The sequence below is a fragment of the Caulobacter sp. ALps2 genome, from assembly GCF_058681635.1.
Genome location: NZ_CM178743.1, coordinates 5,193,320 through 5,219,216, shown reverse-complemented (window position 1 = coordinate 5,219,216; position 25,897 = coordinate 5,193,320). Strand labels below are relative to the sequence as shown.

General features: G+C 66.2%; 27 protein-coding genes and 1 tRNA gene. 25 read left to right on the top strand and 3 right to left on the bottom strand.

The window, feature by feature from the left end; all coding sequences use genetic code 11:
• Positions 1–38 precede the first annotated feature (38 nt).
• The 18 genes from ACW173_RS24660 (at position 39) to ACW173_RS24575 (ending at position 17,593) form a co-directional block, all read left to right on the top strand.
• Entirely contained in the window at positions 39–401 is a 363-nt protein-coding gene (locus tag ACW173_RS24660; protein WP_492082787.1) for a TrbC/VirB2 family type IV secretion system protein, read from the top strand.
• Positions 401–667 carry a VirB3 family type IV secretion system protein gene (locus ACW173_RS24655; RefSeq protein WP_492082786.1) on the top strand — a complete coding sequence of 89 codons (267 nt, stop codon included), beginning with the start codon at positions 401–403 and terminating at the stop codon, positions 665–667. The genes ACW173_RS24660 and ACW173_RS24655 overlap by 1 nt, the downstream gene beginning before the upstream one ends.
• A 2-nt stretch (positions 668–669) precedes the next feature.
• On the top strand, positions 670–3,102 hold the full coding sequence (gene trbE, locus ACW173_RS24650) for a conjugal transfer protein TrbE (protein WP_492082785.1): 2,433 nt from the start codon (positions 670–672) through the stop codon (positions 3,100–3,102).
• 3 nt (positions 3,103–3,105) lie between these two features.
• Positions 3,106–3,804 carry a P-type conjugative transfer protein TrbJ gene (gene trbJ / locus ACW173_RS24645; protein ID WP_492082784.1) on the top strand — a complete coding sequence of 233 codons (699 nt, stop codon included), beginning with the start codon at positions 3,106–3,108 and terminating at the stop codon, positions 3,802–3,804.
• Positions 3,801–4,034: a putative entry exclusion protein TrbK-alt gene (gene trbK-alt, locus ACW173_RS24640; RefSeq protein ID WP_492082783.1), complete on the top strand. Its 234-nt coding sequence runs from the start codon at positions 3,801–3,803 to the stop codon at positions 4,032–4,034. The genes trbJ and trbK-alt overlap by 4 nt, the downstream gene beginning before the upstream one ends.
• Positions 4,031–5,350, top strand: a complete 1,320-nt coding sequence (trbL, locus tag ACW173_RS24635) for a P-type conjugative transfer protein TrbL (protein ID WP_492082782.1) — start codon at positions 4,031–4,033, stop codon at positions 5,348–5,350. The genes trbK-alt and trbL overlap by 4 nt, the downstream gene beginning before the upstream one ends.
• A gap of 4 nt (positions 5,351–5,354) precedes the next feature.
• Positions 5,355–6,041 (top strand): conjugal transfer protein TrbF, encoded by a 687-nt coding sequence (gene trbF / locus ACW173_RS24630; protein ID WP_492082781.1) that lies wholly within the window; start codon positions 5,355–5,357, stop codon positions 6,039–6,041.
• Positions 6,038–6,829 carry a P-type conjugative transfer protein TrbG gene (gene trbG / locus ACW173_RS24625; RefSeq protein WP_492082780.1) on the top strand — a complete coding sequence of 264 codons (792 nt, stop codon included), beginning with the start codon at positions 6,038–6,040 and terminating at the stop codon, positions 6,827–6,829. Before trbF ends, trbG begins: the two co-directional genes overlap by 4 nt.
• Positions 6,826–8,001 (top strand): TraB/TrbI/VirB10 family type IV secretion system protein, encoded by a 1,176-nt coding sequence (locus tag ACW173_RS24620; protein ID WP_492082779.1) that lies wholly within the window; start codon positions 6,826–6,828, stop codon positions 7,999–8,001. The genes trbG and ACW173_RS24620 overlap by 4 nt, the downstream gene beginning before the upstream one ends.
• Positions 7,998–8,222 (top strand): DUF2274 domain-containing protein, encoded by a 225-nt coding sequence (locus ACW173_RS24615; protein ID WP_492082778.1) that lies wholly within the window; start codon positions 7,998–8,000, stop codon positions 8,220–8,222. The genes ACW173_RS24620 and ACW173_RS24615 overlap by 4 nt, the downstream gene beginning before the upstream one ends.
• A gap of 92 nt (positions 8,223–8,314) precedes the next feature.
• Positions 8,315–10,045 carry a hypothetical protein gene (locus ACW173_RS24610; protein ID WP_492082777.1) on the top strand — a complete coding sequence of 577 codons (1,731 nt, stop codon included), beginning with the start codon at positions 8,315–8,317 and terminating at the stop codon, positions 10,043–10,045.
• Between the two features lie 148 nt (positions 10,046–10,193).
• Positions 10,194–10,814, top strand: coding sequence for a helix-turn-helix domain-containing protein (locus tag ACW173_RS24605; protein ID WP_492082776.1), 621 nt, complete (start codon positions 10,194–10,196; stop codon positions 10,812–10,814).
• Positions 10,811–11,410, top strand: a complete 600-nt coding sequence (locus ACW173_RS24600; protein ID WP_492082775.1) for an RES family NAD+ phosphorylase — start codon at positions 10,811–10,813, stop codon at positions 11,408–11,410. Before ACW173_RS24605 ends, ACW173_RS24600 begins: the two co-directional genes overlap by 4 nt.
• Complete coding sequence (locus ACW173_RS24595) at positions 11,407–12,756, top strand: DNA methyltransferase (RefSeq protein ID WP_492082774.1); 1,350 nt, start codon at positions 11,407–11,409, stop codon at positions 12,754–12,756. The genes ACW173_RS24600 and ACW173_RS24595 overlap by 4 nt, the downstream gene beginning before the upstream one ends.
• A 110-nt stretch (positions 12,757–12,866) precedes the next feature.
• Complete coding sequence (locus ACW173_RS24590; RefSeq protein ID WP_492082773.1) at positions 12,867–13,706, top strand: hypothetical protein; 840 nt, start codon at positions 12,867–12,869, stop codon at positions 13,704–13,706.
• Positions 13,703–14,809, top strand: coding sequence for a hypothetical protein (locus ACW173_RS24585; protein ID WP_492082772.1), 1,107 nt, complete (start codon positions 13,703–13,705; stop codon positions 14,807–14,809). The genes ACW173_RS24590 and ACW173_RS24585 overlap by 4 nt, the downstream gene beginning before the upstream one ends.
• Positions 14,802–16,229, top strand: a complete 1,428-nt coding sequence (locus tag ACW173_RS24580) for a hypothetical protein (RefSeq protein ID WP_492082771.1) — start codon at positions 14,802–14,804, stop codon at positions 16,227–16,229. Before ACW173_RS24585 ends, ACW173_RS24580 begins: the two co-directional genes overlap by 8 nt.
• Positions 16,226–17,593 (top strand): AAA domain-containing protein, encoded by a 1,368-nt coding sequence (locus ACW173_RS24575; protein WP_492082770.1) that lies wholly within the window; start codon positions 16,226–16,228, stop codon positions 17,591–17,593. The genes ACW173_RS24580 and ACW173_RS24575 overlap by 4 nt, the downstream gene beginning before the upstream one ends.
• A 95-nt stretch (positions 17,594–17,688) precedes the next feature.
• On the opposite strand, the gene ACW173_RS24570 is transcribed toward ACW173_RS24575, so the two are convergent.
• Together ACW173_RS24570 and ACW173_RS24565 are read right to left on the bottom strand one after the other, a co-directional pair.
• Positions 17,689–19,782, bottom strand: a complete 2,094-nt coding sequence (locus tag ACW173_RS24570; RefSeq protein WP_492082769.1) for a nuclease-related domain-containing protein — start codon at positions 19,780–19,782, stop codon at positions 17,689–17,691.
• Positions 19,783–19,872: 90 nt separating this feature from the next.
• Positions 19,873–20,091 (bottom strand): hypothetical protein, encoded by a 219-nt coding sequence (locus ACW173_RS24565; protein ID WP_492082768.1) that lies wholly within the window; start codon positions 20,089–20,091, stop codon positions 19,873–19,875.
• Positions 20,092–20,301: 210 nt separating this feature from the next.
• On the opposite strand from ACW173_RS24565, the gene ACW173_RS24560 reads away from it, so the two are divergent.
• Positions 20,302–20,541, top strand: coding sequence for a hypothetical protein (locus tag ACW173_RS24560; protein ID WP_492082767.1), 240 nt, complete (start codon positions 20,302–20,304; stop codon positions 20,539–20,541).
• 189 nt (positions 20,542–20,730) lie between these two features.
• Complete coding sequence (locus ACW173_RS24555) at positions 20,731–20,919, top strand: hypothetical protein (RefSeq protein ID WP_492082766.1); 189 nt, start codon at positions 20,731–20,733, stop codon at positions 20,917–20,919.
• A gap of 304 nt (positions 20,920–21,223) precedes the next feature.
• Here the strand turns inward: ACW173_RS24555 and ACW173_RS24550 are convergent.
• Positions 21,224–21,298: transfer RNA gene (locus ACW173_RS24550), tRNA-Thr, on the bottom strand.
• Between the two features lie 89 nt (positions 21,299–21,387).
• On the opposite strand from ACW173_RS24550, the gene ACW173_RS24545 reads away from it, so the two are divergent.
• The 5 genes from ACW173_RS24545 (at position 21,388) to ACW173_RS24525 (ending at position 25,858) form a co-directional block, all read left to right on the top strand.
• Entirely contained in the window at positions 21,388–21,840 is a 453-nt protein-coding gene (locus tag ACW173_RS24545) for a hypothetical protein (protein ID WP_492086059.1), read from the top strand.
• Between the two features lie 125 nt (positions 21,841–21,965).
• A complete protein-coding gene (gene murA, locus ACW173_RS24540) occupies positions 21,966–23,255 on the top strand; it encodes a UDP-N-acetylglucosamine 1-carboxyvinyltransferase (protein WP_492082765.1) in 1,290 nt (429 codons plus the stop codon).
• A gap of 3 nt (positions 23,256–23,258) precedes the next feature.
• On the top strand, positions 23,259–23,693 hold the full coding sequence (locus tag ACW173_RS24535) for a DUF2948 family protein (protein WP_492082764.1): 435 nt from the start codon (positions 23,259–23,261) through the stop codon (positions 23,691–23,693).
• Positions 23,694–23,977: 284 nt separating this feature from the next.
• Positions 23,978–24,172: a hypothetical protein gene (locus tag ACW173_RS24530; RefSeq protein WP_492082763.1), complete on the top strand. Its 195-nt coding sequence runs from the start codon at positions 23,978–23,980 to the stop codon at positions 24,170–24,172.
• Positions 24,173–24,397: 225 nt separating this feature from the next.
• Entirely contained in the window at positions 24,398–25,858 is a 1,461-nt protein-coding gene (locus ACW173_RS24525; RefSeq protein WP_492082762.1) for an NCS1 family nucleobase:cation symporter-1, read from the top strand.
• The last annotated feature ends 39 nt before the right edge of the window (positions 25,859–25,897 follow it).

The window sequence follows — 25,897 nt, the reverse complement described above, 5'->3', positions numbered from 1 at the left end:
AGCCCTCCAAACCCCTGACATCCAAGGAGAATGGCCTCGTGTTCACGAGCCTTGCCCTGCCGCGCGCCTATGCGTCGCGGCGACCGCTACCGCGTGTCCGCAACTGGGTTCTCGCCGGCGTCACCGCCGCCAGCACCCTGATTTCCGCCCAAGCCTTCGCCGCCGGCTCGTCCATGCCGTGGGAAGAGCCGCTGCAGAAGATTCTGGAGTCGATCGAAGGCCCCGTCGCCAAGATCATCGCCGTCATCATCATCATCATGACGGGCCTGGCCCTGGCGTTCGGTGACAGCACCGGCGGAACCCGCCGGCTGATCCAGATCGTCTTTGGGCTGTCGATCGCCTTCGCCGCTTCGAGCTTCTTCCTGTCGTTCTTCAGCTTCGGCGGCGGAGCGGTCATCTGATGGCCGGCGATCGCGCGTGGACCTTCGCCGCGCCCGTCCATCGGGCGCTTACTGAGCCGGTGCTCTTGGCCGGCGCGCCGCGCGCGATCGCCTTGGTCAACGGCACCTTGGCCGCGGCGCTCGGGGTCGGCCTGCGGCTCTGGCTGGTCGGCCTGGCCCTGTGGGCAGTCGGCCACGGCCTGGCCGTCTGGGCCGCTCGCCACGACCCCCTGATCTTCGAAGTCGGACGGCGACACGTCCGCATCCCAGCCCGGCTGGAGGTCTGAGCATGTTGGACCTTCGCGAATACGCGCGGCGGCCCGCGGGCCTGGCCGACTATCTGCCCTGGGCTGCGCTCGTCGCGCCAGGTGTGGTGCTCAACAAGGACGGATCTTTCCAGCGGACCGCTATCTTCCGCGGACCAGACCTCGACTCCGTATCGGACGGCGCTGTCGCTGCCGTAGCGGCCAGGGTCAACAACATCCTGCGCCGTCTGGGCTCGGGATGGGCAATGTTCGTCGAAGCCCGTCGCGATCCAGCCCTGGCCTATCCCGACAGCCTCTTCCCGGACCCCGTGTCCGCCCTTGTCGATCATGAGCGGCGCGCAGCGTTCCTGGAGGAGGGGGCGCACTTCGAGAGCCGCTACTACCTGACGCTCCTTTACCTGCCGCCGGCCGAACGGACCGGGAAGCTCGGTCGCCTCTTCATCGAAGGCCAGGCCGACGGCGGGTTGGACTGGCGCGCCGAACTGGCGGGCTTTGTCGAGCGCACCGGCCGGGTGCTGGCGCTCGTCGAGGGCCTGATGCCACACGCCGTGTGGCTGGGCGACGCGGAGACCCTGAGCTTTCTGCACGGTTCGGTGTCGACCCGCCGGCAAAGCGTGGCGGTCCCCGAAACCCCGATGTTTCTCGACGCCATGCTGGCGACGCAGGCGCTCGACGGCGGACTCGAGCCACGCCTGGGCGAAGCTCATCTTCGCGTTCTGACCATCGTCGGCTTTCCGGGTTCTACCGTCCCAGGCCTGCTCGACGAGCTCAATCGGCTGGCCTTTCCCTATCGCTGGACCAGTCGCGCCATCTTCCTCGACAAGGTCCAAGCCCAAGGCTTGCTGACCAAGATCCGCCGGCAGTGGTTCGCCAAGCGAAAGTCGATCGCCGCGCTCCTGCAAGAGGCGCTGACCCAGCAGCCGGCGGCGCTCGTCGACAACGATGCGTCCAACAAGGCCGCCGACGCGGACCTTGCCTTGCAGGATCTCGGCGAAGACGCCGTCGCCTATGCCTACGTCACGGCCAATGTCGTCGTCTGGGATGAAGACCCGGCCCGCGCTGAGGCCAAGCTCGCCCTGGCCGAAAAGGTCATTGCCGGCCGTGACTTCACGGTGATCCGCGAGCGGGTCGGCGCCGTCGAGGCCTGGCTCGGGACCGTGCCGGGCCACGCCTACGCCAATGTCCGCCAGCCGCCGCTCTCGACGCTCAACTTGGCCCACATGGCCCCGCTGTCGGCGGTGTGGGCCGGCCCGGAGCGCAACGGCCATCTGGGTGGACCGCCGCTCTTGATGGCCAGGACGGAGGGCTCGACGCCGTTTCGACTGTCGCTCCACGTGGGCGATGTCGGCCACACCTTGATTGTCGGACCGACCGGCGCGGGCAAGTCGACGCTGCTGGCGTTGATGGCCCTACAGTTTCGCCGCTACCCCGGGGCGAGGGTCTTCGCCTTCGACTTCGGGGCCTCGATCCGCGCGGCGGCCCTGGGCATGGGCGGCGAATTCCATGACTTGGGCGGCGTGTTGCGCGACGCCGAGCGTCCGGCCGTCGAGCTTCAGCCCCTGGCCCGGATCGACGACGACGCCGAGCGAATCTGGGCGGCCGGCTGGATCGCCGCGATCCTGGGGCGCGAGGGTGTTTCGGTCACCCCGGCCGTGCGCGAACACATCTGGTCGGCGCTCGCCAGTCTGGCCAGTGCGCCGGTCGAAGAGCGCACGCTCACCGGACTATCGGCGGTGCTGGCCAGCCTCGAACTCAAGCGGGCGCTGGCGGCGTACTGCCTGGGCGGGCCGTGGGGGCGTCTCCTGGACGCCGATCGCGAGACGCTCGGCGACCACGCGGTCGAAGCCTTCGAGACGGAGGGACTGCTGGGCACCCCTGCGGCGCCCGCCGTGCTCGCCTACCTTTTTCACCGGATCGAGCGTCGGCTGGACGGCGCCCCGACCCTGATCCTGATCGACGAGGGCTGGCTGGCGCTCGACGATCCGGACTTCGGCGCGCAGCTGCAGACCTGGCTGGGTACGGTGCGCAAGAAGAACGGGTCTGTCGTTCTGACGACCCTTTCGCTCGTCCAGATCGAACAGAGTCAGGTCGCGTCAGCCGTGATCGAGCTTTGCCTCACGCGGATCTTCCTGCCCAACGCCTGGGCCCTGGATCCGGTCGGCTCCGCTGCCTATCGGCGGTTTGGCCTCAACGAGCGCCAGACCGAACTGATCGCCCGGGCCACGCCCAAGCGCGACTACTACGTCCAGTCGCGGGCTGGCGAGCGCCTGTTCGAACTGGGTCTTGGGCCGGTGGGCATGGCCTTCGCGGGCAGCGCGTCAAAGGCCGATCAGGTCGCCATGGCGATGATCGCCGCCACCGTCCCACGCGACCAGTTCGCAGCCGAATGGCTGCGCGCCAGAGGCCTCTCCTGGGCCGCCGACCTCCTTCCCAACCTCAAGCTTTCCGGAGATTGATCAATGATCGCTCGCCGACGTCGCGTCGTGCTGGCCCTGGCGCTCGCCCTGGCCGTTCCGGCTGGGCCGGTCCTGGCCCAGTTCACCGTCTACGATCCTACGAACTACGTGCAGAACGTGCTGCAGGCCGCGCGCGCCTTGCAGCAGATCAACAACCAGATCAGCTCGCTGCAAAACGAAGCGCAGATGCTGATCGGCCAAGCCAAGAACCTGGCCAGCCTGCCATACTCTTCCCTGGCCAGTCTCCAAGCGCAGGTGGCGCGCACCAAGGCGCTGCTGGGGCAGGCCCAGCGGCTCGCCTACGACGTCTCCTCGATCCAGCAAGCCTTCACCCAGAACTATGGCGCCGCCAGCCTGTCGGCGACCAACGCCGATCTCGTCGCTCGCGCCGACGCGCGCTGGGCCACCTCGGTGGCCGGCTTCGAGGACGCCCTGAAGGTCCAGGCCGGCGTGATCGGCGGCATGGACGCCAACGCCAACGAGATGAGCGCCTTGGTCGGTGAGAGCCAAGGCGCCAGCGGGGCCTTGCAGGCGGCGCAGGCCGGCAACCAGCTGTTGGCTTTGCAGGCCCAGCAGCTCTCCCAGTTGACGGCGCTGGTCGCCGCCCAGGGGCGGGCGCAGGCGCTCGAGGCCGCCGACCGCGCCGCCGCCCGGGCCGACGCCAAGGCCCGGTTCTCCAAGTTCATGGGGCGCAACCCATGAGACGGGCGATCGTCTGGAGCCTGGCCGCGTGGATGGTTCTGATCGCCGGTTTCCTCGCGGTCCGCGCCGCCAAGACCACGCCGCAGAAACCCGCTGCGGTTTCTGTCGCCCGCGTCGATCCGGCGCTCGCGAAATGCCGGGCGGCTGGGGAGGCGGCGGCGCGTGATCCCGCCTGTCTGGAGACTTGGCGCGCGGCGCGCGCCCGCTTCTTCGGGAGGCCGACGTCATGAACGACACCGGCGTCATCGACACCTTCTTCGCGACCTTCAATCGCTACATCGACAGCGGCTTTGGCCTGCTCGGCGGCGACGTCGGCGCGGTGGCCAATATCCTGGTTGCCATCGACATGACCCTGGCCGCTCTGATGTGGAGCCTGGCGGCTGGCGAGGACGTGCTGGCTCGCCTGATCCGCAAGGTTCTCTACGTCGGCTTCTTCGCCTTCCTGATCGGCAATTTCCACACCTTGTCGACCATCATCTTGGAGAGCTTCACGAGTCTGGGCCTCAAGGCCGCTGGCTCGGGGCTCTCGGCCGACGACATCCTGCGGCCGGGCAAGCTGGCGGCGCTCGGCATCTCAGCGGGTAAGCCGCTGCTGGAAGCGGCCGCCGAGCTTTCGGGCTGGCCGGGCGTGTTTGAGAACCTCGTCCAGATCCTGGTCCTGCTCGTCGCCTTCCTGTTGGTGATCGTCGCCTTCTTCGTGATGGCGGTCCAAGTGTTCGTCGTCCTGATCGAATTCAAGATCTCGACCCTGATCGGCTTCGCCCTCGTGCCCTTCGGCCTTTTCGGCCGGACTGCCTTCATGGCCGAACGGGTGCTGGGCGCGGTGATCGCCACCGGCGTTAAGGTCATGGCCCTAGCGGTCGTCATCGGCATCGGCTCGACCCTGTTCGACCAGTTCGTTCAGACCTGGCAAGGCGGCCAGCCGACGCTGGAGCAGGTGTTGGCCCTGGTGTTGGCGAGTGTCGTCCTCCTGGGCCTGTCGATCTTCTGTCCCAGCATCGCCTCGGGACTGATGTCTGGCGCACCGCAACTGGGCCTGGGCGCGGCGGTCGGCACCGGCTTGACCGTCGGCGGCATGGCCGTCGCGGGCGCGGCGCTCACTCAGATGGCGGTCGGAGCTGGAGGTGGTCTGGCGGCCAAGGCCGCCCTTGCAGGTGGCGGTCGCCCACCACCCGGCGGGGGTAATGGCGGCGGCCAGGATGGGCCGCCGGCGCCCGCCAACGATCCGGTTCCGCCGTGGCGCCCGCCGTCCGCGCCGGCCGGCACGCCTTCGCCCGCCAACGATGAAACCGCCCCGGGGCCGAAAAGGGCCAAGAGCGCCGCGCAAGGGGCGGCCGGCGGAGGCTCGGCGCCGTCGGACGCAGTGTCGAACGCCGGGGCCGGTGCCGCGCCCGAGGCTGATGGGCCGGCCAACGCCGCGCCGCAGTGGGCCCGCGACCTCAAGCACCGTCAGGACCTGGCGCATGGAGCGGGCCTGACCATGCACGCCCTCGCCAGCGGCGACGACCACAGCGCGGGCGCTTCACCCTCACTTTCGGAGAACTAGAGCCATGAACCCGTTCAAGGGCGCGCCGCGATACGGCGTAACGCCCGGTCCCGAGACGCCCTACCAAAGGGCCGGCCAGGTGGTTGATGACAGAGACGGCGCGATACGCGTCCAGGCGGCCAATTGGCGGCTGATGGCGTTAGGCCTTCTAATCCTGAGCGGCGGCCTGGGCGGCTGCCTGGCCTGGCTCTCGGCTCAAGGCACGGTGACGCCGTGGGTGGTCCAGGTCGATCGGCAGGGGCAGGTCCAGGCGGTCGGCCCCGCCGCCAAGGGCTACGCGCCCACCGATGCTGAGGTGCGCGCCGCGCTTGGACGCTTCGTCGAAGATGTGCGCTCGATCTCGAGCGACCCGGTCGTCGTCGGCAAGGCTTGGGACCGTGCCTACGCCTATGCCGAAGGCGACGCGGCCCGCTACATCACAGACTACGCCGAGGCCAGTCAGCTGACGAGCCAGATCGGCAAGCTTCAGGTCGGGGTCGAAGTCACGAGCGTGCTGCGCGCCTCGCCCAGCAGCTTTCGCACCACCTGGATCGAGCGCCGCTACGCCAACGGGCAGCTTCAGGCCACCGAGCGCTGGGCGGCGATCCTGACCGTCGCGGTGCGCAGGCCCAGGACCGACAAGGAAATCCTGGCCAACGGCCTGGGCGTGCGGATCACCGCCATCAACTGGTCGCGGGAGTACGGCGCATGAAAGCCCTGATCTATGCCCTCCTGTCCGCGGCGGTCGCGGCGCCCAGCGTGCAGGCCGCGGCGACGCGTTCACCGCAAGCGACCGCCCCCGTCGAGTTTCTGTTCGACGAACGGGGCGTCTATCCGCTGGTCGCCGCGCCGGGTCGGCTCACCGACATCGCGCTGGAGCCGGGCGAGACCCTGGTCGAGTCCAATCCAATCGCGGCTGGCGATACTGCCCGCTGGATTATCGGTGACACTGTCAGCGGCGCAGGCGACACGCGTCGGGTCCATGTCCTCGTCAAGCCGACGGCGGGAGATCTTTCCACCAACCTGGTCATCAACACCACGCGCCGGACCTACTTCCTGGAGCTGCGCGCCTCCAATCGCGCCTTCCTGACCCAAGTCCGTTGGCGTTATCCCTCTCCTTCGATCACGACGGTGATTGCGCCGGCTCCGGTGTCGTCCGTTCCGATTGTGGCGCCCGCGGCGCCATCGTCGCCGTCGCCGCATCTGAACCTGGCTTATCGGGTTCGCGGGCCCTCCGCGTTCAGGCCAAGCCGGGTGTGGGATGACAGCGCGCGCACCTACCTGGAATTTCCGCCGGCCACGGTGCTTGCAGACCTGCCACCGTTGTTTTTGATCGGGGAGGACGGCAAGGCCGTCGAACTGATCAACTACCACGTCGCCGGGCGCGTCCTGATCGTCGACCGCCTCTTCCAAGCCGCCGAGTTGCGCTTGGGTGTCGGCAAGGCCGCACGCCGCGTCAGGATCGAGCGAAAGGCCGCGCGCGGGGAGGTGGCCCAATGAGCGCGCCCCAGTCGCCGATCGATCGCGAGCAGCAGGCCATCGCCAAGGATCTTCGTCTGCGGGGCGCGCCGGCCCCGGTCGCACGCGTCTCGCGCAAGGCGCTGATCGTGGCGGGCGCCGTGTTGTCGGCGGGCTTGGCCGGCGCCATCGGGTGGTCGTTGACCGAACATCCGAAAAAGTCGCCGCCGGAGGCCGCGCCGCAGAACCCGCCGCCGCCCGAGAAGCTCAGCACTCTGCCCAAGGATTATCTGGAACGTGGCGCGCCGCCGGCGCTTGGACCGCCGCTCCCGGGCGATCTGGGACGGCCCATTCTCAGCGCCCAGGCCCAGGGCGCTCACGCGCCGGACGTGTCGGGCGCCGCGCCAAGCAGTCCGCCTACGCAGTCGGGCTCTCCTGCGGCCCAAGCGTCGGCGCCAATCGATCCTGTCGTGCAGGCCCGGCGCGCGGAACTGGTCGCCGCACGGCAAAGCGATGTCTTCCTGAAGAAGCAGGGCCCCGCCGGAACCTCGGCGACTGCGCCAGCGGATAATGCGCCAGTTCCGGGCGGGACCGCCGAGGATGCACGGACCACCAGTCCTGAGCGGCTTCAGTCTCCAGCCTCGCCCTATCTGCTGCAGGCCGGGTCGATCATTCCTGCGGCCTTGGTGACCGGTCTCCGATCGGATGCTGCTGGTGCGGCGATCGCCCAGGTGACGCAGGACGTCCATGATAGCCTGGGCGGGGGCTACCTGCTGATCCCGGCCGGGTCCCGGCTGATTGGGGAGTACGCGACCGCGACGGTCGATGGCCAGAGTCGCTTGGGCGTCGCCTGGACGCGCCTGATCCTCCCCTCGGGACGCTCGATCGTGCTGGATAAACTTCCGGCCGCCGATCCGCAGGGCCAGGCTGGGCTTAAGGACGGCGTCGATCGGCACTGGAGCCGGGTCTGGGCTGCGGCTGGCCTGAGCACGGTGCTGGCGGTCGGCGCCGAAGCCGGCTCGTCTGGCGAAGACGATCTCAGCCGCGCGGTGCGTCGCGGCGCGAGCCAGACGGCCAGCGACGTTGGCCAGCAGATTGTTGGTCGTGGGCTGTCTTTGACGCCGACCCTGACCATTCGCCCAGGCGCGCCGTTGCGCGTGCTGCTGACGCGCGACCTGATCCTTGAACCCTTCACTGCGGAGAGCCGCCGATGAGCAAGCTGAAACTGGGCCCTATCGAGGACGACACTCCTGTGAAAGTTACGGTGGAGTTGCCGGCGGCCCTACACCGCGACCTGCTCGAATATGGCAAGCAACTGGCGACGGAGACCAATTCCAAGGTCGCCGAGCCCGGCAAGTTGATCGTACCAATGGTCGGCCGGTTCATGGAGTCCGATCGAGGCTTCACTCGTGGACGAAAGCAAAGAGCAAGGTAACGGAGGGGGCTCTTGTTGCGTGCGATGTCCGGTCTGTACTTGCCAACGGCTGTTTCCGTTCGCACGGTGAAGTTCGACCGAGAAGGCGAACTATGGCCCATCAGATATTCTTTTCGTGGCAGAGCGACACGCGCGGGGCAATCGGTCGGTTCTTGATCCATCAAGCGCTGAGCGACGCGATCGCAAAACTCAAAACTGATGCGGCGATCGACGCGGCTCAACGGGAGATTGCCGTCGACAGCGACACCCAGGGCGTTGGTGGGTCACCGCCGATCGTCGATACGATTTTTCGCAAGATCGACGGCGCGTTGCTATTCGTTTCGGACATGACCTATGTCGGCCTGAGGCCAGGCGGCGGCGGCACGCCCAACCCCAACGTCAGCATTGAGCATGGTTGGGCACTTAAATCCCTGTCGTGGCGTCGGGTGATTTCGGTGATGAACACGGCCATGGGACATCCAAAGACCCATGAGCTGCCGTTCGATCTGCGCCATGCAAAGGGGCCGATCTTCTTCGATTGTCCGCACGACGCCACCGCGGATCAGCGGCGGACGGCGAAGGACGGGCTCGCGCGAGACCTCACCAAGGCGATCCGGCTTGTCCTCGATGATCCCGAAGTTCATGCGCAACTGAAGACACCCGCGCCCGCAGACCCCCATCCGCACGACGTCGCGCTGCTGGGGCGCGCGCACCGCCAGTTCCCCGACAATCTTCGAGACCTTCTGCGCAATCACAACTTCGGAGATCCCTATCGGCGCGCAACGGTGGAACCCTTGTTTGAGATGACCGCGACTTGGTCAGGGGCGCGGTATGAATTTCATGACCCTGAAGTGCAGGCTGCCTTTGGTGACATGCGTGCGAAGGCAAACGCCTTCGAAGAGTTGCTGTTAGAGCGAACCCACGCGATGGATCGCAACATCGACATGGCTTGGCCGAGGACCACCCAGGACGTTCAACAGGGGCTGCAACCGTCCACCATCGATGCGATTAAACGCCTCAATCAACGTTCGACCGAACTAGCCGATGGTTTGGACGCCTTCGAACGCGTGGCTTCCGTCAGGCTTCGGATTGCGCTCGATGATGCTCTCAAGGCAGCCGAGCCAGATCTTCGGGTTAAGGAGGCCGCGCAAGCTCTTTATGAGATGGCGGTCGATCCGCATCGCGGCGGGTTGCCCGAAATCGTTCAGACGCCGCGGATAACTGTCCGGTTGGCGCCCTTGGCAGCGCGCGATCATGCTCGACTCGATCCCAAGCGGATCGCCAAAGTCCAAGGTCAGTTTCCACCACCGACGACGCAGGCGATCGAGACAGGCGTCGATGGTCGCCAGTGGTGGAGTTGTGGCCCGCGGGTTCGCCCGCAGCCCCTGCACAATCCAGAGACGCCATGGCGTATGCGGCTAGTTCGGCCTGGCGATCTCGAATTTCAGGCGCGCATCGGTCGGCAGGCGGAAGTCGACGCCGCAATCGAGATCGATGGACTTCTCCTCGAACACCTCGCGGTCACGACCGTTGAACGGATGGCCGCCATCGCGGTGGATCTTGGGTTCGACGGCCCAGCCTTGGTTCAGGTGTCGTTCAATGGGATGCACGAGGTCGCATTGCGGCAAGGTGATCTGGCGGCACCGCGAAGGATGCTTTTGCCGGATTTAGGTTTACCGACAGTCGAGATCCCCAACTTACGTGGCAAGATCGCTGGGCCGCTTCAAGACGGCTTTGATCGTCTTTGGCAGACTGCGGGCTGGCCGATAGGCTCGCCATCTTTCGATCGCGGCGAATGGTCTGGTTATGATCAACCGACTCGGCTGGATCTCGACAGTATATAGCCCTGTCATTGGACGATGAACGTTGGCGGCGGATTATTGGTCGAGCGCCTTTGGCGTGGTGTGTCGCCTCGCCTAAATCCCAAGAGGGATATTCTAGTTATTGTGTATTCTGCCCAGGTTGCCTATTTTGCCAAGCGGAGGACGAGTCATGAGCACCGCAAAGCAGGCCCACCCAGGCCGCGTCGCATTGACCCGAGCGATCGAAAGCAAAGTCGAGCGCATGGATATGGCTGGCCTGATCGAGCTCGCCAGCACCTTGAAGGTGCCTGTGCCCGCAGCAGCTAAGGCGCTGCGCGGGCGTGAGCGAAAGCCACTCGTTCGTGCTCCGGCGCGCGAGAGCAAAATTCTTCAAGGCAGCGGTGTCGGGCCAGTCGTCTCGGCGGCGGAAGGCAGCAAGCTTCTGGACGCCATTACGGTTGACGATGGATCGGCCGACTGGATCGAAAGCGATCTGGTCGGCGCAGGCGAATTGGCTGAACGGCTGGGCATATCGCGTGGCACGCTCGATAACTGGCGCAAGGCCAAGAAGATCATCGCCTTCCGCAAGGGGCTGCGGAACTTTGTTTACCCGCTCAGGCAGTTCGAGCGACGCGGGCCGGTTGAAGGGCTCGATCTTGTCGCGCCCTTTTTCACGTCGGATGAAGAGGCCTGGGAGTGGTTGGTCGCTCCCAACCAGATGACGGATGGAAAGCCGCCCGTCGAGGCGCTTCGCGATGGCAAGGTTCCCGCGGTCACAGACGCGGCGGCGAGTGCGTTTGACTACGCGTGAGCATTGTCACCTCCAAGCTTCGTGACCGTGTCATCCACGCCCGCATCGCAGACTGGCCGCGCATTTTGCCGAGTCGGCACCGCGCGACGCCGGCTGACGCAGGCTTTGGCTCGAGCCGCTTTTCTAGCCCATCGCGGGCCTTTCGCGTCCTGTACGCCGCCGACAACTTCGCCACCGCCTTCGCGGAAGCCGTCGTGCGCGACCGATTTGAGGGCAAGGCAAGGCGATTCCTTTACCGGCCGCATCTCGATCAGCTTTGTGTCACCGCCATTTCCTCGCATCGGGAACTGGCGTTGCTCGATCTGACGGGGGGCGCGCCCTATGAGCTCGGTATCGACACGGATGCGAGTCGGGCGCGCGATCACCTGGCGGGGCAGGCCGTCTCGGAAGCAGTTCACGCGGAGATGCCCGACGTCGACGGCATTCTGTTCAATTCGCGCCTGACCGCGGCTGGGTGCGTTGTCGTCTATGATCGGGCGTTTTCGACGCTATCGGGTACGCCGCCCATCGGGGTGCTGCAGTCGGCTATGTTGCCAGCCGAACTGACACGTCTGGGGATCACGGTGCGGCGCCAACGCGGATTCGTCGTCCCATGACCCAAGGCGCCGCCAGGGGGCCAGGGAGGGCACCGTCGTCCAGGGTGGCGAAGCTCCACATCATTTCTCCTAAACGCAACAAGCGCCTGCAGACGGGGTGGGAGGGGTTCTTCCCCTACTATGCCGGCTATCCGGAGCTCTTCGCGCGAGAGCTTTTGCGGAGCGCCAAGCTCCCACGCGATGCGATCATCCTGGATCCCTGGAATGGCAGCGGAACGACCACCTATGCCGCCAGCACCCTGGGTTTCAGTTCGATGGGCATCGACCTCAACCCGGTCATGATCATCGTCGCGCGCGCACGCCTGCTGCCGCCGAGCGAAGCCGATCACCTGCGTCCCCTGGCCGCGACGATCCTGTCGCACGCCCATGCCGCGCCCCCGACCTTGGCTCCGGACGACGCGCTGCTCGGTTGGTTCGAGCCGAGCACGGCCGCGTTCATTCGGGGTATCGAGCAGAATATTCGCCGCAGTCTGGTCGGCAGCATGACGAAGTCGCCGGATGGCGTTCATCTGGACAAGATCTCGGGGACGGCGGCCACGCTCTACGTCGCCCTGTTTGCCGCTTGCCGTAAGCTTGTCGCGCCGTTCAAGTCATCGAACCCGACCTGGCTGCGTGCGCCCAAGGTCACCGAAGCGAAGATCGCGGTCCCGCAAATCACGGTCGCTCGCTACTTTGCTGAAAACGTTCGGGGCATGTCGGCGGCGCTGGCGGCCAAGCAGGACGCCGACCTGTTGACGCCGGGCATACCGCGCGCCGGCGACTGCAAGATCAACCTGTCGGACACGGTCTCCATGACCTTGGCGGCCGAGAGCATAGACTTCGTGCTCACCTCGCCGCCCTATTGCACCCGGATCGACTACACGGCCGCGACCCGAATCGAATTGGCGGTGCTGGGCCCGCTTCTGAAGACCGAGGCGCGGGCCTTGGGAAAGCAGATGATCGGCTCGACCCAGGTGCCCGGCGCGCCGATCGAGGTCAGCGACCAGTGGGGCAGGGCCTGCGCCCTCTTCCTCAAGACCCTGAAAGCCCACCCCTCCAAGGCTTCGGCCGGCTACTACTACCGGACCCATCTCGACTATTTCGACAAGATGTCGCGATCAATGGAAAGGATGTCGATAGGGTTGAAGGTCGGCGGTCGGGCCGTGCTTGTGGTTCAAGATTCCTACTACAAGGATCTCCACAATGATCTGCCGAAAATCATCTGTGAAATGGGTGTCCAGCATGGTCTTCGTCTGAGCCAGCGTGAAGATTTCCACCTGCATTCCATGTCGGACATCAATCCAGGGCGTCGATCCTATACGCGCCCGTCCGGAGCCACCGAGTCGGTGCTCTGCTTCACCAAATAGTCGAGCGACAGTTTGATCTGCGCTGACAAGGGCGTGGCCTGGCCGTCTCACGCCCGGCGATTCTAAGCGTGGTATTGCGTGGAAGAGCGTGGAAGAGTATGTAATGAGGCATGTCCCGTCCGCTGTCCCTTGCTGATCAGCTCGTGCGCAACGCCAAGCGCCAGCAGGACGCCTATGCCGACCTGACCAAAGCGCTCGGTGCGAACAACACGGCGGCCCGCGAGCACGCGCAGGCAAAGATCACCGAGTTGACGGCTGAGTATCAGCGCCTTTCGGACGCCTTACGGTTCAGTGAGCTCGAGGCGCGGGACATCGCGACGCCCCGCGCGCGACGCCCTGGCAAGCCGCTGCGCGAATTGGCCTTGGATGCGCTCGACGATCTTGGCGTGCCGGCGCCGCCGGCGCTGATCGCTGACCTCACCGCGGCGCTCACAGGCAATCGGCCGTCCCCGTCGCGTTTCGCGAGCCTACGACGCGATGAGGAAAACGCGGCCCGCCGCAATTTGGCGGCCCGACCGGCCTGGGTCGTTCCGGCGATCAGCGCGGCGCAGCTGACGGCCATTCCCAGGCTGCTCACCAGCTCCTCCTGGGACGTCGAGCGCCGCATCATCGGCTCTCGCAGCATCCGCACGGACAACCTGCGGATCGCGATCAGCCTGGCCGGGCGCCTGGCGCGGCTGCGCGAAACGGGGGCGACCGAGGCCAAGAGTGTCGAGCGCTTGCTCTTCCCGTTCGCGCGGTCAGTTCCCGGCGCTCTGGAAACGGGCCAGGCGATCGACACGAACCGAACCATCGAAGCCGCCCAGGGCGAGCTGGTCTTGCTGGAAGGCCCCGATCTCGAAGAACGCCGCGCCGCTGCGGCCAAGCTTTCGTCGAGCAGCGCTCATTTGAAACTGTGGGGCAGGCCTATGTTGGTCGACACCGACACGATCGAGAGAGCTGTCCGGTGACCCCAGAGAATGCGCGTCTCGCTCGGTTGCGTGGTGGCATTCCGGCCGTTGAGGTCGGAGCCCGCGGCATTGAGAGCGTGGCGCGCAACGCCGGCTGCACCCGCCTTCGAGCGATCGTGATCGCCGGCCTGACCCCGAGCGCGGTCATCAAGTTCATCTTCAAGGGCGATCCCGACAACATGTCGCCGTTCGCCATGACGCTGACCCAGGCGTTCGAACGCCGGTTACTGGGCAATGGCGGCTCGTCTCTGCTGACGGCCTATCGCGAAAAGGGCCTTCTGGCTCAGCACGAAGTGAAGATCTCGTCGGTCGCCGATACCGCCCCGGGCGATGGCGTCGTCGCCCGAAACCGCCGCGAACTCGAAACGCGCCGCCTGATCGACCTCAAGCTGGACGGCGATCCGCTCGCGCCTAATCTCATCCTCAACCCGCGACTGACCCTGGAGCTTGTCGGCGTCACCCACGCCATCGAGCTCGACTATCTGATCGCAAGCGATGACGCCCGCTTCTATCGGGTCGGCGTGATCAAGTCGTTCGCCGACCGGGGCGGCAAGACCGACAGGTCGGATATCCGGGCCGCGTGTCGCGAAGCCGCCGTCGGCACCCTGGCGCTTCGCCAACATATCGCACGGCGAGGCGGCGACGCCGATCTTGCCGGCGATCGAGTGGACATGGTGTTGCGCGCCCCGGGGTCGTTCAATCCGCGGCTCTTTGCGTCGATGCGGGCCGAGGCGGAACTGGCCTCGCTGGTGCGGGTGCTGTCGACCGCGCCTGCCGACCTCGACGAGGTCGAGCAGCTTGTCCCGGCGGACGCGACCTTCGCCGACCCCAATGTGATCGAACAGCTACCCAACAACTATCGTTCGAACTGCAAGGAGCACTGTGCGCTCTGGGAGCGCTGCCGCGCCCAGGCGCTCGCGGCGGGGCAGCCCATCATCCTGGGGGATCTGGCGGCCGAGCAGCTCGCCGCCGCCGGGTCCATCGCCCGCGCGCTTGATTTGCTCGACGGGCGTGGACGGCCGCCGGACAACCGCGCTGAAGCGGCCCTCTCGGCGGAACTGCGCGCCGCTTCCCTGGTGCTGGATCGGATCGCCAATGGCTGACCTCATTCAAGTCGCCGCTCGTTTGCGCGCCCTGCAACGCGGCCAGGCCGTGCCGGTCGTCCTGCAGCGCCAGGTCGTCATCCAGCCGCATGCGCGAATCCTCACGCTTCTGTCGATGGCGGGGGAGGACACCTCCGTCCACGCCGCCGCGCTGGGACGGTTTGGCGAGCCCGCGCAAATCCAGGTCGTCGCCGATCCCCGTCGGCGCGACGATCAGTACGCCTTGCTGCGCTGGCTGCTTCCGCACTTCGAAACCTACTATGCCGAATGTCTTGCCAATGGGACCTTCCCGCAGATCTGGGTCTCGTCGACCGGGGCGCTGGGTCATCTCGACACCCTGGCCGACCGCCTGCGCTTTACCGACGAGCCCGACATTCAGCGCCTGGGCACCCTGTGGACCTATGCCGGCGAGCGTTCCCCCGTGGCGGGACAGCAAGCCCTCATTAGCGCTAGCGGGGCGCTGCGCCTGCACTACGCCACAGGCCAGCAGGAGTCGGAGGACGAGCACCTGGGCTCGCTCCTGACCTGGATCGAGCCGCCCTTGGGCCGTGACATCTTCGCGGCGGTCGCCGCCGCCGAAGCCCAGCCCATGGGGGCGAAGACCGATCCCCAGTTCGACCGGAATTTCCTCCAGCCGGCCATCGAGGATTTTCACAAGGCGACCTCTGCTGGCGAAATCGCCTTCCACCAAAGCCGTATCCAGCAGATGCTCGAAGGGGTCATCCGCCCGATCTACACCGCGACACAAAAGGCCATGGCCTTGCTGATGGCCTCGCGTTGGACGGCCAACCCCGCCCTCGACGCGCTAGCTGGACAAGAAGCCCAAGAGTTCGAGCGGTTCATGGCCGCGCGAACCAGCGGGCACTTCCTTCCGTATCACGACTCGCCCAAGGCCGGCGTGATGAAGATCCTCGCGCGCGAGCGGGCGGTGTCCAACGTCGAGTCCGGAAGGCTTCGCCATGATCATGCGGCGCGGGAGCGAGGTGTCGTAAGCGGCAGTGTTCTTAGAGCTCATGTGGTTGATAAAATTGAGGAGCATGTTGGGCCCAGGCTCTTCGAGTATCAGCTTGTGCTCAATAGCGATCAGGACAGCCTCCACCTGCGCGTTGGTGACGTCCTCTGGGCGCTCGATGGTCCCACCCTTTCCGTTCGCATTGATCAAGTGGAGCGCCGCGGGCCGTTCACGTGGGTGACCGGACAGGTGCTCAAGGGCAAGAACGTCGCCAAACGCATCGCGCGAGACGATACGTTCGACTTTGGCCCAGACGCGCCGAAATGGGATATGGGCCACGAGCTGGGCCAGATGGGTAATCGGCTGGCCAACCCGCCGTGGACCCACGGCAACGCGCTGCCCGCGCCGACGCCGTCGAGTCGACCTATGCCGTCCAACCTGCTCGCGGCCGTTGAGGGCCTCACATGAGCGAGCCATTCGATCCGGAAGCCGTCGCCAACGCCGCGCTAGAACGGGTCCTGGCCAGCCAGTGGCAGGGCGAGCCGGCGCTTGTCCTGCGGTCCCCGCCAGGCGCGGGTAAGACCGGGGTGGCGCAACGGGTGGCCTTGCAGAGCGCGACCTTGCTGGATCAGCGCTGCATGGTGGTCACCCAGACCAACGAGCAGGCCTTCGATCTGACCCGGCGGCTGGCCGCGAACGCGCGAGCGATGCCGATCCATCTCTTCGCCAAGCGCGACCTCAACCTGCCAGACGATGTGCGCCAACTGTCGAACCTCGTCATCGTCAACGACGTCGCCAGTCTTCCGCGCCAGCCGTCGATCACGATCGGCAATGCGGCGAAGTGGTCATGGATTCAGACGACCGAGGCCTACTTTGACGTCCAGATCGTCGATGAGGCCTTTCAGCTGCCCGACTACCGGTTCCAACTGATCTCGAACCTGGCGCCGCGCCACGTCCTGATCGGCGATCCGGGCCAGATTGATCCGTTTGTGAGCTGTGAAATCGAGCGTTGGCGGTGTGATCCGTCGGGGCCCCAGGTATCCTGTCCCGCCGCTCTCGTACGTCGCCACCCGAACGTGCTGCAGCTGAACCTGCCGATTTCTCGCCGGCTCAACGCCGACACGGTCAGTCTGGTGCAGCCGGCCTTCTATCCGGATATGCCGTTCCAGGCGATGAGCCGAAACCGATCCATCCGGTTCGAAGCGGCCGGGATCATGCCGTTCGATGCGGCGCTTGACGCCGTCACGACCGGCGCCTCCATCGTGATGGTCGAGCTTCCGCCGCAGACGACGGGCGAAGCCGACGGCGAACTTGCCCAAGAGCTGGTCGCTTCGATCGAGCGCCTGCTGCGTCGCCGCGCCTGGATGAGCGACGATGGTCGGGTTTCCGAAGTCACGCCCGAGAACATCGGCGTGGTCTGCGCGCATGTCAGCCAGGTCAACGCCGTGCGCGAACGACTTGGCCCCCTCCTGGCCGGGGTCTTCGTGGAAACCGCAAATCGCTTCCAGGGTATCGAGCGGCCCTTCATGTTCGTCCATCATCCGCTGTCGGGTCGGGCCGACGCGACGGCGTTTCACCTCGACGCTGGCCGCCTGTGCGTCATGCTCTCGCGGCATCGGATCGGCTGCTGGATCTTCGGCCGCCAGGGCATCAGCGAGCAACTGATGCGCTTTACGCCGGCCGGCGATCGCGCGTTGGGGATCGATGATGACGCCGAGTATCGCGGCTGGCGGGCTCACCTGACCCTGATGGCCGCTCTCGGGAGGACCAATCGCGTGTTCCCGGCGGTGAACGGGCTGACGCCGTCAAACCCAGCCCAATTGACCGGGTGATCGGACGCTCTCTTCACAACACGGGTTTCGACTGGCCCTTGATCGTTCGACCCAGCGCTGCGAGGGCGAAGGTCACTAAGCGGTGTCGACTGCCCTCAGGTTTGCGTCGGCGCGAGCAGGCCGCTGCGGGCGGCCAGGATGCGGGCTTCGAGCCGCCGCTCAAGCTCGCCTTCAGGCAAGCCCATGAAGGCGTTGATCGTGGCGGGCGTTCGTTCTTCAAGCAGGAAGTCCTCGGTGAGGCCCGCAGTTTCAACGTCCAGCCCGACCACCGTGTGGGACAGACGGGTGTGATACTGGTTGAGACGCAGCTGAAAGGGATCGTTTAGCTCGCGTAGCAAGTCCTCCGGCGTCGGGTTCGCGCCGGTCCAGAGACGATGATAAACCGCATTTACGATTGTCTCGGCGTTGAGGCGGGCGTGTACGGCGAGGTCCGGCTCCTCGAAGAACTTCGACAGCGCCGAGTAGTCATAGAAATGGACACCGCCGGTCTGCCCTTCGCGAGCGTAGGTCAGGTTTCGCAGCGCCACGAGCACCAGCGCCTTTTGCGAAGCGCCCTGGCCAAAACGCTTGTCGAGTTCCTCGGGGTGGTCCTCAAGCCCCTTGCGCAGCCGTTGCAGTTGGCGAAGGTTCTTCCGTAATTCCATCTGGAAATAGTACGCCGGCTGCGCCCGTGTGCTGGGCAGGCTGCGGTTTTTGCATTCGATTAGGAAGACATAGTCCCCCCAAACCGCGACACAGTCGTACTCATACTCCTCCGTGCCGCGTTTGAACTTGAAGCCCTCGGCGGTGACCCCGTGATCGGTGAAAAGCGATCGTACGCGGTCCTCAAACGGCGCGCCGTCGAAACCTTCTGCGGCGAGCACCGACAGGGTGATCGCCGCAGGGCTGTTGTGGACGACGGTCTGGGCGAAGATCAGAAACTGACCATCGTGCGCGCCGATCAGCGGAGCGTCATAAAGGTCGTGACTGGATTTTTTGAATCGCACGATCTCGATGAAGGCGTTCGCCTTGTCCGAGCCAAGTCCGGCGCTGATCAGCACCGTGTGGATCTGGGATCGCGTCCAGGACTGTAGCGATGCCTGATCAGCGGCAAGCCGAGACTCGACCGCGCGGCTGAGCGCGGCGTATCCCCTCAGCCATTCCACGAGCCTGAGGCCGAGATAGAGCTTGCGATGTTCTCCAACCTGCAGGCCCAGCCGCTCGCACAGCTCTAGAAACCCATGGGTTTCGCTCTCGGTTACGAACGCTGCCGGAGCCAGCGGGGGCGGGGCGCTGGGATCGGGCGTGACGATCTTGTCGCTCGCCACGCCTTCGTTGAAGGCTCGGCTTTGACGGACCCGCTCCAAAGCGCGCCAGCTTGCGACATGATTGAACCACAGGGCTCGTGGCGGCGTATAGGCGTAGACCCGCTGGACGTTGGGCGCCGCCGCGTCGGCCGGCAAGGCTTCACGGCCTTCACGCCGAAGCGCCGGGCCCAAGAACCGCGCCTGTTCTTCAATTCGCGTCCATCGTCCCCAATAACTGGCGAGCATCAGCGGACTGCCAGCCTTGTACTGATCTTCGGCGTCGGCGGGAGGGAGCGCCGGGAGCTTGACTACGTCATTCTCGAACCACTTGTTTTCGTAGGCCTCCATCATCAACGTGTCGCCCAGCGCGGTGACGATCCCGTTGATCGGCGCCTCCGCATCTATGGGGCGGCCATGGGCGTCACGAAGCGTCGGGGCGCTCATGTTGAATCCACCGCTCTGCGCGACCTGCGAGCTCGCCAGGGCGCGCGCGTGGTTCACCTCTACCTCAGCGCGCGCAAGCACAGCCGATACGCGCCGTGCCTGCTCAAGGTTTTTCCAGTCCGTTCCCGCCGTGACGGTAAGGATGCGCCGATAGCCATCCTCGGCGATCGCTAGCTGATCCAGCGCAGCCTCGATTTCATCCGTGCCGTCGGCATATTGATCTGCGACAAGCGCTCTGAGCTCGGCCGTGAAGGCGTCGCGGCGCGCTTCGGCTGTGGGATCGCTGTGCTTGAGCAGCAGGGCGCTGCATCGGCGCACGTAGCCGGCCAGCTCCGCCATCGTGGCGGGACTCCAGCCTTTGTCCTTCAGCTCGGCTTTGACCCGATTGATCTTTCGCTTGGCAAGGGCGTCGGTGATGACGCTTTCCGAAAGGCGCGGTGGGGTGGCATCTTGGCTCATAGCCAAGCTTTAAGTTGTGTGAGCGTGTTCGTGAACGGTGATTATCGCTATCGCCCATCGTTCGGCTGCGGCGTTCGGACTTGTGCTCTATCAGAGCGGCTCGAAACTGGCCTGGCCGACCTGAAACACGATGAAGGCCTCGGCCTTGACCTTGGCGATCGAGCGGACGGACGGATGGCAGAGGTGGCGCGCGTCGCCGTGCGTGATCCGGTAGTCGCGGCCGGCCTTATACACGCTGACCACAGCAGGCGCGCCGGCAGCGTCCACACCCTTTAGATGGCCCAGTAAAACTTCCTTCGCTCGCGCCAAAGCCGCCGTCTCCAGAGGGGGAATGTCGCGGCAAGCCTACCACCGCCGCAGGCGAAGAGGAGCGGATGAAATTTGGGGTGCGACCGGTTTTGTCGTTCACTCGTTGCGACGTGATTGCGTCGCTGGGAAGGACGCTGGTCATGCGCTCTGTGTCCCCTTAGACCGCTAGGTTAGGCGTCTGCCGATTCCGTAAGCTTGGGACTTCGCGTCGTGTTCAAGACCACCCGCGCCGAGGCGCTCGTGACCGCTCGCCGACTGTTGCGCGGCTATGCCAGCGCGCCCGATCCGCGGCGCCACGTTCAACAGTTTCATAGCGCGCTGATCCATGGCGAGGGTTGGTCGGCCAGCCATACGGCTGAAATCTTGGCCTTCGGAGCTTGGCTGCACAGCCGTCCCAATCTCGGCGAGCTCAAGCCCGGGTGCGAGGCGCTGCTGGGCAAGCTGGATTAGGATCGTCGGGGGAGGACGTCCGGATTCACACAGATCCTCATCCCATAGCCGTAGCGCGTCCGATGATGCAGCGCTTCAACGAGACATCGGGTGGGCGTGTGCGCCATGGGCCATGATGGTACCCTCGGGCCGAGAGCGCAGCGGCGACCTCTTAGCGCAAGCGTTTTGGATCCGAGGGTGGAGGGACCCATGACCGAAGTGAAGCTATCTGCCACCCCTAAGGGCAACGGCTACCAGGCAACGGTGAGCTTCTCGACGGGCGTTTCACTCAGTTCCGCAGAAACCTATCCAACCGTCTCCGAAGCGATCACTGCGGCCGCCCTGAAGCTATTGGATATGCCTGAGCGGATTGAGGCTCTCGGACCCGCAGAGCGGTAGAGTCAGGCGACTAGCGCCGTAATTCGTACGTAGTCGAAGCCGCACGAGTAGGGCCTCGCTGTCAGCGACGTTCAGCGTACAAGCGCCACCTTGTCGGTGATGAATTCGCCCTGACCGGTTCGGCCGCCAGCGCTCGCAGAAAGCAAATATTTGCCCCGGCGCTCGCGCGACCATGGACCGTGTTCGGAGCGGTTCCGAGCACCCAAACGCCCGTTTGCTTACTGGGCGCTTACTGGAGCGATTTCGATGACGTTCTCTTCGGGAATGGTCGGGACCCAAAGCGTTGAATTGCTTTGGGTCCCGATGGTGCCACGACAGGGACTCGAACCCTGGACCTCAGCCTTACCAAGGATGCGCTCTACCACTGAGCTACCGCGGCGAAGAGGAGGGGCGTATAGCGAGGAGAATCGCGGATGCAAAGCCCTAAATCGTCTTGACCACGGAACTTTGTCGCCGCACCCCGTGCGCATGGCGACCAGCGACGACAAGACGACCCGCGAGGCCAAGCTCGCCGAGGCGCTCAGAACCAACCTCCGTAAGCGGAAAGCCGCGGCGCGCGGGAGTTCCGGCGATCTGGACCCGGCGATCGCCGCGGCCGAGGCGGCTCCGAAGCCGTATAACGTCGTTCGAAACTTGCTGGGGATAACTCACCGCGACGGAAGCCGCGTCGACCTGGCGGTCGAACTCTCGGCGCCGTTTCCGAATCCGGACGGGCAGGGCTGGGCGGTCGCCGTGCGGCTGACGGGCGATGGCGGTCAGTTCGACACCGAGCATGGCAAGGCCGCCTTCGGCCGCGACGGCCTGGCCGCGACCCGCAAGGCGCTGGACCTGGCCCAGGTCGCCCTGGATCTGGCCAGCACGACCCACGACCTGCGCTGGCCCGGGGACGAGCGGCCCTACGACCTGTCCGCTCCGCTATAGTTGGGCCGCTTTAGCCAGCCAATTTCGGTGTGGAGCCCTTGCAACCCCTCTTGCAACGGATAGAACGCGCCCCTCACATGTGAGCCGCGCGGCGACCCCCACCTCCGCGCGCCCGAGGGACTTGAATGGATCGCATCGCCATCACCGGCGGCGCGCGGCTGAACGGGACGATCCCGGTCAGCGGCGCCAAGAACTCCGCCATCAAGCTGATGGCGGCCAGCCTGCTCACGGACGAGCCGCTGCGCCTGACGAACATGCCGCGCCTGGCCGATACGCGCTTCCTGGGCAAGCTGCTGTCGCGCCTGGGCGTCGAGGTTACCGAGAGTGACGGTCCCGACGGCCAGCAGACCCTGCTGCACGCGGCCGAGATCACCAGCGGCTTCGCGCCCTATGACCTGGTCCGCCAGATGCGCGCCTCGTTCAACGTGCTGGGTCCGCTGGTCGCCCGTTCGGGCCAGGCCAAGGTCTCGCTGCCGGGCGGCTGCACCATCGGCGCGCGTCCGGTCGACCTGCACCTGCAGGCCCTGGAAGCCCTGGGCGCCAAGATCGACCTGCACGAAGGTTATGTCTACGCCCAGGCCCCGCGCGGCCTGAAGGGCGCGGAGATCCACTTCCCGATGGTGTCGGTGGGCGCCACCGAGCACGCCATGCTGGCCGCCGTGCTGGCCGACGGCGTCTCGGTGATCCACAACGCCGCCTGCGAGCCGGAACTCGTTGACCTGCAAGAGTGCCTGAACGCCATGGGCGCCAAGGTCGAGGGCGCGGGCACCCCCACGGTGACCATCACCGGCGTCGCCCGCCTGCGCGGCGCGACCCACGCGGTGATCCCCGACCGAATCGAGATGGGCACCTACGCCGTCGCCGCGGCCATGGCCGGCGGTGAAGTGCGCCTGACCAACGCTCGCCCGGGTCTGATCGACAGCCTGCTGGTCAAGCTGGAAGAGGCCGGCGCCGGCGTCGAGCACACCGCCGACGGCTGCATCATCCGCCGCAACGGTTCGCGCCTGAACGCCGTCGACATCGAGACCGCGCCGTTCCCGGGCTTCGCCACCGACCTGCAGGCGCAGTTCATGGCCTTGATGACCACCGCCAATGGCGAGAGCCGCATCCGCGAGACCATCTTCGAGAACCGCTTCATGCACGCCCCCGAGCTGATGCGCCTGGGCGCGGACATCTCGGTCTCGGGCGGCGAGGCCCGCGTGCGCGGCGTAGAGCAGCTGGAAGGCGCCGAGGTGATGGCCACCGACCTGCGCGCCTCGGTCAGCCTGGTGATCGCCGGCCTGGTCGCGCGTGGCGAGACCACCGTCAGCCGCATCTATCACCTGGATCGCGGCTTCGAGCGCCTGGAAGAGAAGTTGGGCGCCTGCGGCGCTCAGGTCCGTCGCATCCAGGGCGACGGCGAGGCGGAGCTCTAGGATATGGCTGAACACAAGCCCCTGCGCCTGCTGGCTCAAGACGCCGACGATCTAGGCGTGCTGTCGGCCGCCTTGCAGGACGCCGTGGCCAAGATCGGCGACATCCGCTGGGACGCGCAAAGCCGCACCCTGACCATCGCCTGCAACCGCTTTCGCTGGGAAGGCGCCGGGAAGAAGGGCGAGCGCGTGCGTTCGGCCCTGCAATTTGGCGACGTGGCCGGCGTGCAGGCCCGCAACCTGCGTCGCGACGCCAAGGGGGCGGTGGTTGAACTGCTGTCGATCGGTTTCGAACCGGCCGAGGAAGCCCCGGCCGGCATCGTCACCCTGACCTTCGCGGGCGGCGGCGACATGCGCGTCTCGGTCGACTGCCTGGACGTGGCTTTGGCCGACGTCTCCGATCCGTGGGCCACGCCCCGGACGCCCGGTCACGCTGACTGAGCGCAAGCGAGCCGAAGCTTCCGAATTAGGCGCCTGCTCAATCCCTGAGCGGCGCCTTTTTTCTGATCTCTGACGAGCAGGCCGCGCGCTTGCGATTCGTCCCACGCGGTAGTGATTGGCTGGCCAATTCGCCTGAGGCGCGAGCGGTGTTAGGTTAACGCCACGCGCCCACCAGAGGCGCGGCCAAGCCTGTTCGAGAGAACAGGCTCTGTTTCAAAGATAGAGCGCGCAGACGGCGAAACCGCTCACATTTTCGCCTGCGCGCTCTCGTCAGGGAGGCCAGGATGGCCAGAAGGACAGCCTATTCGACTGGGGAAACCCAGTCGGTTTTCTTCCGCTCGTGCGACATCACCAAACCCGAACCGCCCGTGCTGCGCCACGGCGGCCCCTGCTTCGACTGGGGCCGGGCGACGCTGGTGACGCTGTGCCTGGTGTTCTGCGCCGGGCTGGCGACGCTGGCCTACGCGGCGCTGGGCTAGACGCCACTCCTCTCCCCTTGCGGGAGAGGGCGGCCGCCAGGGCGGTCGGGCAAGGGGTTGATGAAAAGATCCGCCGCGAGACGCGGTTGAGCCGGGCGCCAACCCGACGGGACTATCGACCCCTCATCCGGCCCTTCGGGCCACCCTCTCCCGGAAGGGGAGAAGGAGAAAGAACGCCGTTCCGTCGATTGCCAAGGGTCGTGAAGCGCCCATAAGCTTCGCCGCATGAGCACGCCCGACAGCGATCTGTGGAACGAAGACCTGGCGCCGACCAGCGCGGCCCAGCGCAACTGGCGCTGGCGGCACTTCGCGGCCCTGTGGCTGGGCATGGTCATCTGCGTGCCGGCCTACATGCTGGCCTCGGGCCTGATCGAGCAGGGTATGTCGGCGGGGCAGGCGGTGCTGACCGTCTTGCTGGGCAATCTGATCGTACTGGTCCCGATGCTGCTGATCGGCCACGCCGGGGCGCGCTGGGGCGTGCCCTACGCGGTGCTGGCCCGCTCGTCGTTCGGCTGGAAGGGCGCGCGGGTCCCGGCCGTGGCGCGGGCGGTCGTCGCCTGCGGCTGGTACGGCATCCAGACCTGGATCGGCGGCGGGGCGCTGCTGACCCTGCTGGGCGTGATCGTCGGCAAGACGCTGGAGGGCGCGCCGCTGCCGCTGCTGGGCATTGGCCTCGGCCAGCTGCTGGCCTTCTTCGCCTTCTGGGCCATCCAGCTCTTGTTCGTCACCAAGGGGCTGACGGCGGTGCGCAAGCTCGAGACCTGGACCGCGCCGATCAAGATCCTGATCTGTGGCCTGATGGTCTGGTGGGCGGTCAGCAAGGCCGGGGGCCTGGGGCCGATCTTTCATCAACCCTCCGCCTTCGTCGAAGGCGGCGCCAAGGCGGGTCAGTTCTGGAGCGTCTTCGCGCCCGCCCTGACAGCCATGGTCGGGTTCTGGGCGACGCTGGCCCTGAACATCCCCGACTTCACCCGCTTCGCCCGCGCGCAGTCCGACCAGATCATCGGCCAGGCCGTGGGCCTGCCGGCGCCGATGGGCTTGCTGGCCCTGGTCAGCGTGGTCACGACCTCGGCCACGGTCATCGTGTTCGGCAAGGCGATCTGGGACCCCGTCCAGCTGGCCGGCGACATCGGCGGCATCGCGGTCGTCGTGGGCCTGCTGATCATCAGCCTGGACACCGTGTGCTGCAATATCGCCGCCAACCTGGTCGGGCCGGCCTACGACTTCTCGGCCCTGTGGCCGTCCAAGATCACCTACCGCATCGGCGGCTGGATCACGGCCGGCATCGGCGTGCTGATCATGCCCTGGAAGCTGTTGGAGACCACCCAGGGCTACATCTTCACCTGGCTGGTCGGCTACGGCGCGCTGCTGGGGCCGATCGCGGGGATCCTGATCGTCGACTACTGGATCGTGCGAAAGCGCGAACTGGTCGTGGACGACCTCTACGCCAAGGACGGGGCCTATGCGTATCGGGGCGGCTGGAACCCGGCGGCGATCGCGGCCCTGGTCCTGGGCGTGCTGCCGAACCTGCCGGGTTTCCTGGCGGCCGCCGCGCCGCACCTCTTCGCCGGGGTCGGGACGTTCTGGACGGGGCTCTACACCTACGCCTGGTTCGTGGGTCTGGCGATCGCGGCGACGGTGTATGGGGTGATGATGCGGAAGACCCAGGCTTTCCCTCCCCCTTGATGGGGGAGGGGCAGGGGTGGGGGTGATGCGGCGTCGGAT

What these genes read in the sequence shown, in the direction of transcription:
- ACW173_RS24655 (WP_492082786.1), top strand. Translation starts at nt 401, where the DNA reads ATGGCCGGCGATCGCGCGTGGACCTTCGCCGCGCCCGTCCATCGGGCG.
- trbL (WP_492082782.1), top strand. Translation starts at nt 4,031, where the DNA reads ATGAACGACACCGGCGTCATCGACACCTTCTTCGCGACCTTCAATCGC.
- ACW173_RS24555 (WP_492082766.1), top strand. Translation starts at nt 20,731, where the DNA reads ATGACCGAAGTGAAGCTATCTGCCACCCCTAAGGGCAACGGCTACCAG.
- trbG (WP_492082780.1), top strand. Translation starts at nt 6,038, where the DNA reads ATGAAAGCCCTGATCTATGCCCTCCTGTCCGCGGCGGTCGCGGCGCCC.
- ACW173_RS24570 (WP_492082769.1), bottom strand. Translation starts at nt 19,782, where the DNA reads ATGAGCCAAGATGCCACCCCACCGCGCCTTTCGGAAAGCGTCATCACC.
- ACW173_RS24590 (WP_492082773.1), top strand. Translation starts at nt 12,867, where the DNA reads ATGTCCCGTCCGCTGTCCCTTGCTGATCAGCTCGTGCGCAACGCCAAG.
- ACW173_RS24610 (WP_492082777.1), top strand. Translation starts at nt 8,315, where the DNA reads ATGGCCCATCAGATATTCTTTTCGTGGCAGAGCGACACGCGCGGGGCA.
- ACW173_RS24615 (WP_492082778.1), top strand. Translation starts at nt 7,998, where the DNA reads ATGAGCAAGCTGAAACTGGGCCCTATCGAGGACGACACTCCTGTGAAA.
- ACW173_RS24525 (WP_492082762.1), top strand. Translation starts at nt 24,398, where the DNA reads ATGAGCACGCCCGACAGCGATCTGTGGAACGAAGACCTGGCGCCGACC.
- ACW173_RS24530 (WP_492082763.1), top strand. Translation starts at nt 23,978, where the DNA reads ATGGCCAGAAGGACAGCCTATTCGACTGGGGAAACCCAGTCGGTTTTC.
- trbE (WP_492082785.1), top strand. Translation starts at nt 670, where the DNA reads ATGTTGGACCTTCGCGAATACGCGCGGCGGCCCGCGGGCCTGGCCGAC.
- ACW173_RS24595 (WP_492082774.1), top strand. Translation starts at nt 11,407, where the DNA reads ATGACCCAAGGCGCCGCCAGGGGGCCAGGGAGGGCACCGTCGTCCAGG.
- ACW173_RS24545 (WP_492086059.1), top strand. Translation starts at nt 21,388, where the DNA reads ATGGCGACCAGCGACGACAAGACGACCCGCGAGGCCAAGCTCGCCGAG.
- ACW173_RS24620 (WP_492082779.1), top strand. Translation starts at nt 6,826, where the DNA reads ATGAGCGCGCCCCAGTCGCCGATCGATCGCGAGCAGCAGGCCATCGCC.
- trbK-alt (WP_492082783.1), top strand. Translation starts at nt 3,801, where the DNA reads ATGAGACGGGCGATCGTCTGGAGCCTGGCCGCGTGGATGGTTCTGATC.
- ACW173_RS24535 (WP_492082764.1), top strand. Translation starts at nt 23,259, where the DNA reads ATGGCTGAACACAAGCCCCTGCGCCTGCTGGCTCAAGACGCCGACGAT.
- trbF (WP_492082781.1), top strand. Translation starts at nt 5,355, where the DNA reads ATGAACCCGTTCAAGGGCGCGCCGCGATACGGCGTAACGCCCGGTCCC.
- ACW173_RS24605 (WP_492082776.1), top strand. Translation starts at nt 10,194, where the DNA reads ATGAGCACCGCAAAGCAGGCCCACCCAGGCCGCGTCGCATTGACCCGA.
- ACW173_RS24580 (WP_492082771.1), top strand. Translation starts at nt 14,802, where the DNA reads ATGGCTGACCTCATTCAAGTCGCCGCTCGTTTGCGCGCCCTGCAACGC.
- murA (WP_492082765.1), top strand. Translation starts at nt 21,966, where the DNA reads ATGGATCGCATCGCCATCACCGGCGGCGCGCGGCTGAACGGGACGATC.
- ACW173_RS24575 (WP_492082770.1), top strand. Translation starts at nt 16,226, where the DNA reads ATGAGCGAGCCATTCGATCCGGAAGCCGTCGCCAACGCCGCGCTAGAA.
- trbJ (WP_492082784.1), top strand. Translation starts at nt 3,106, where the DNA reads ATGATCGCTCGCCGACGTCGCGTCGTGCTGGCCCTGGCGCTCGCCCTG.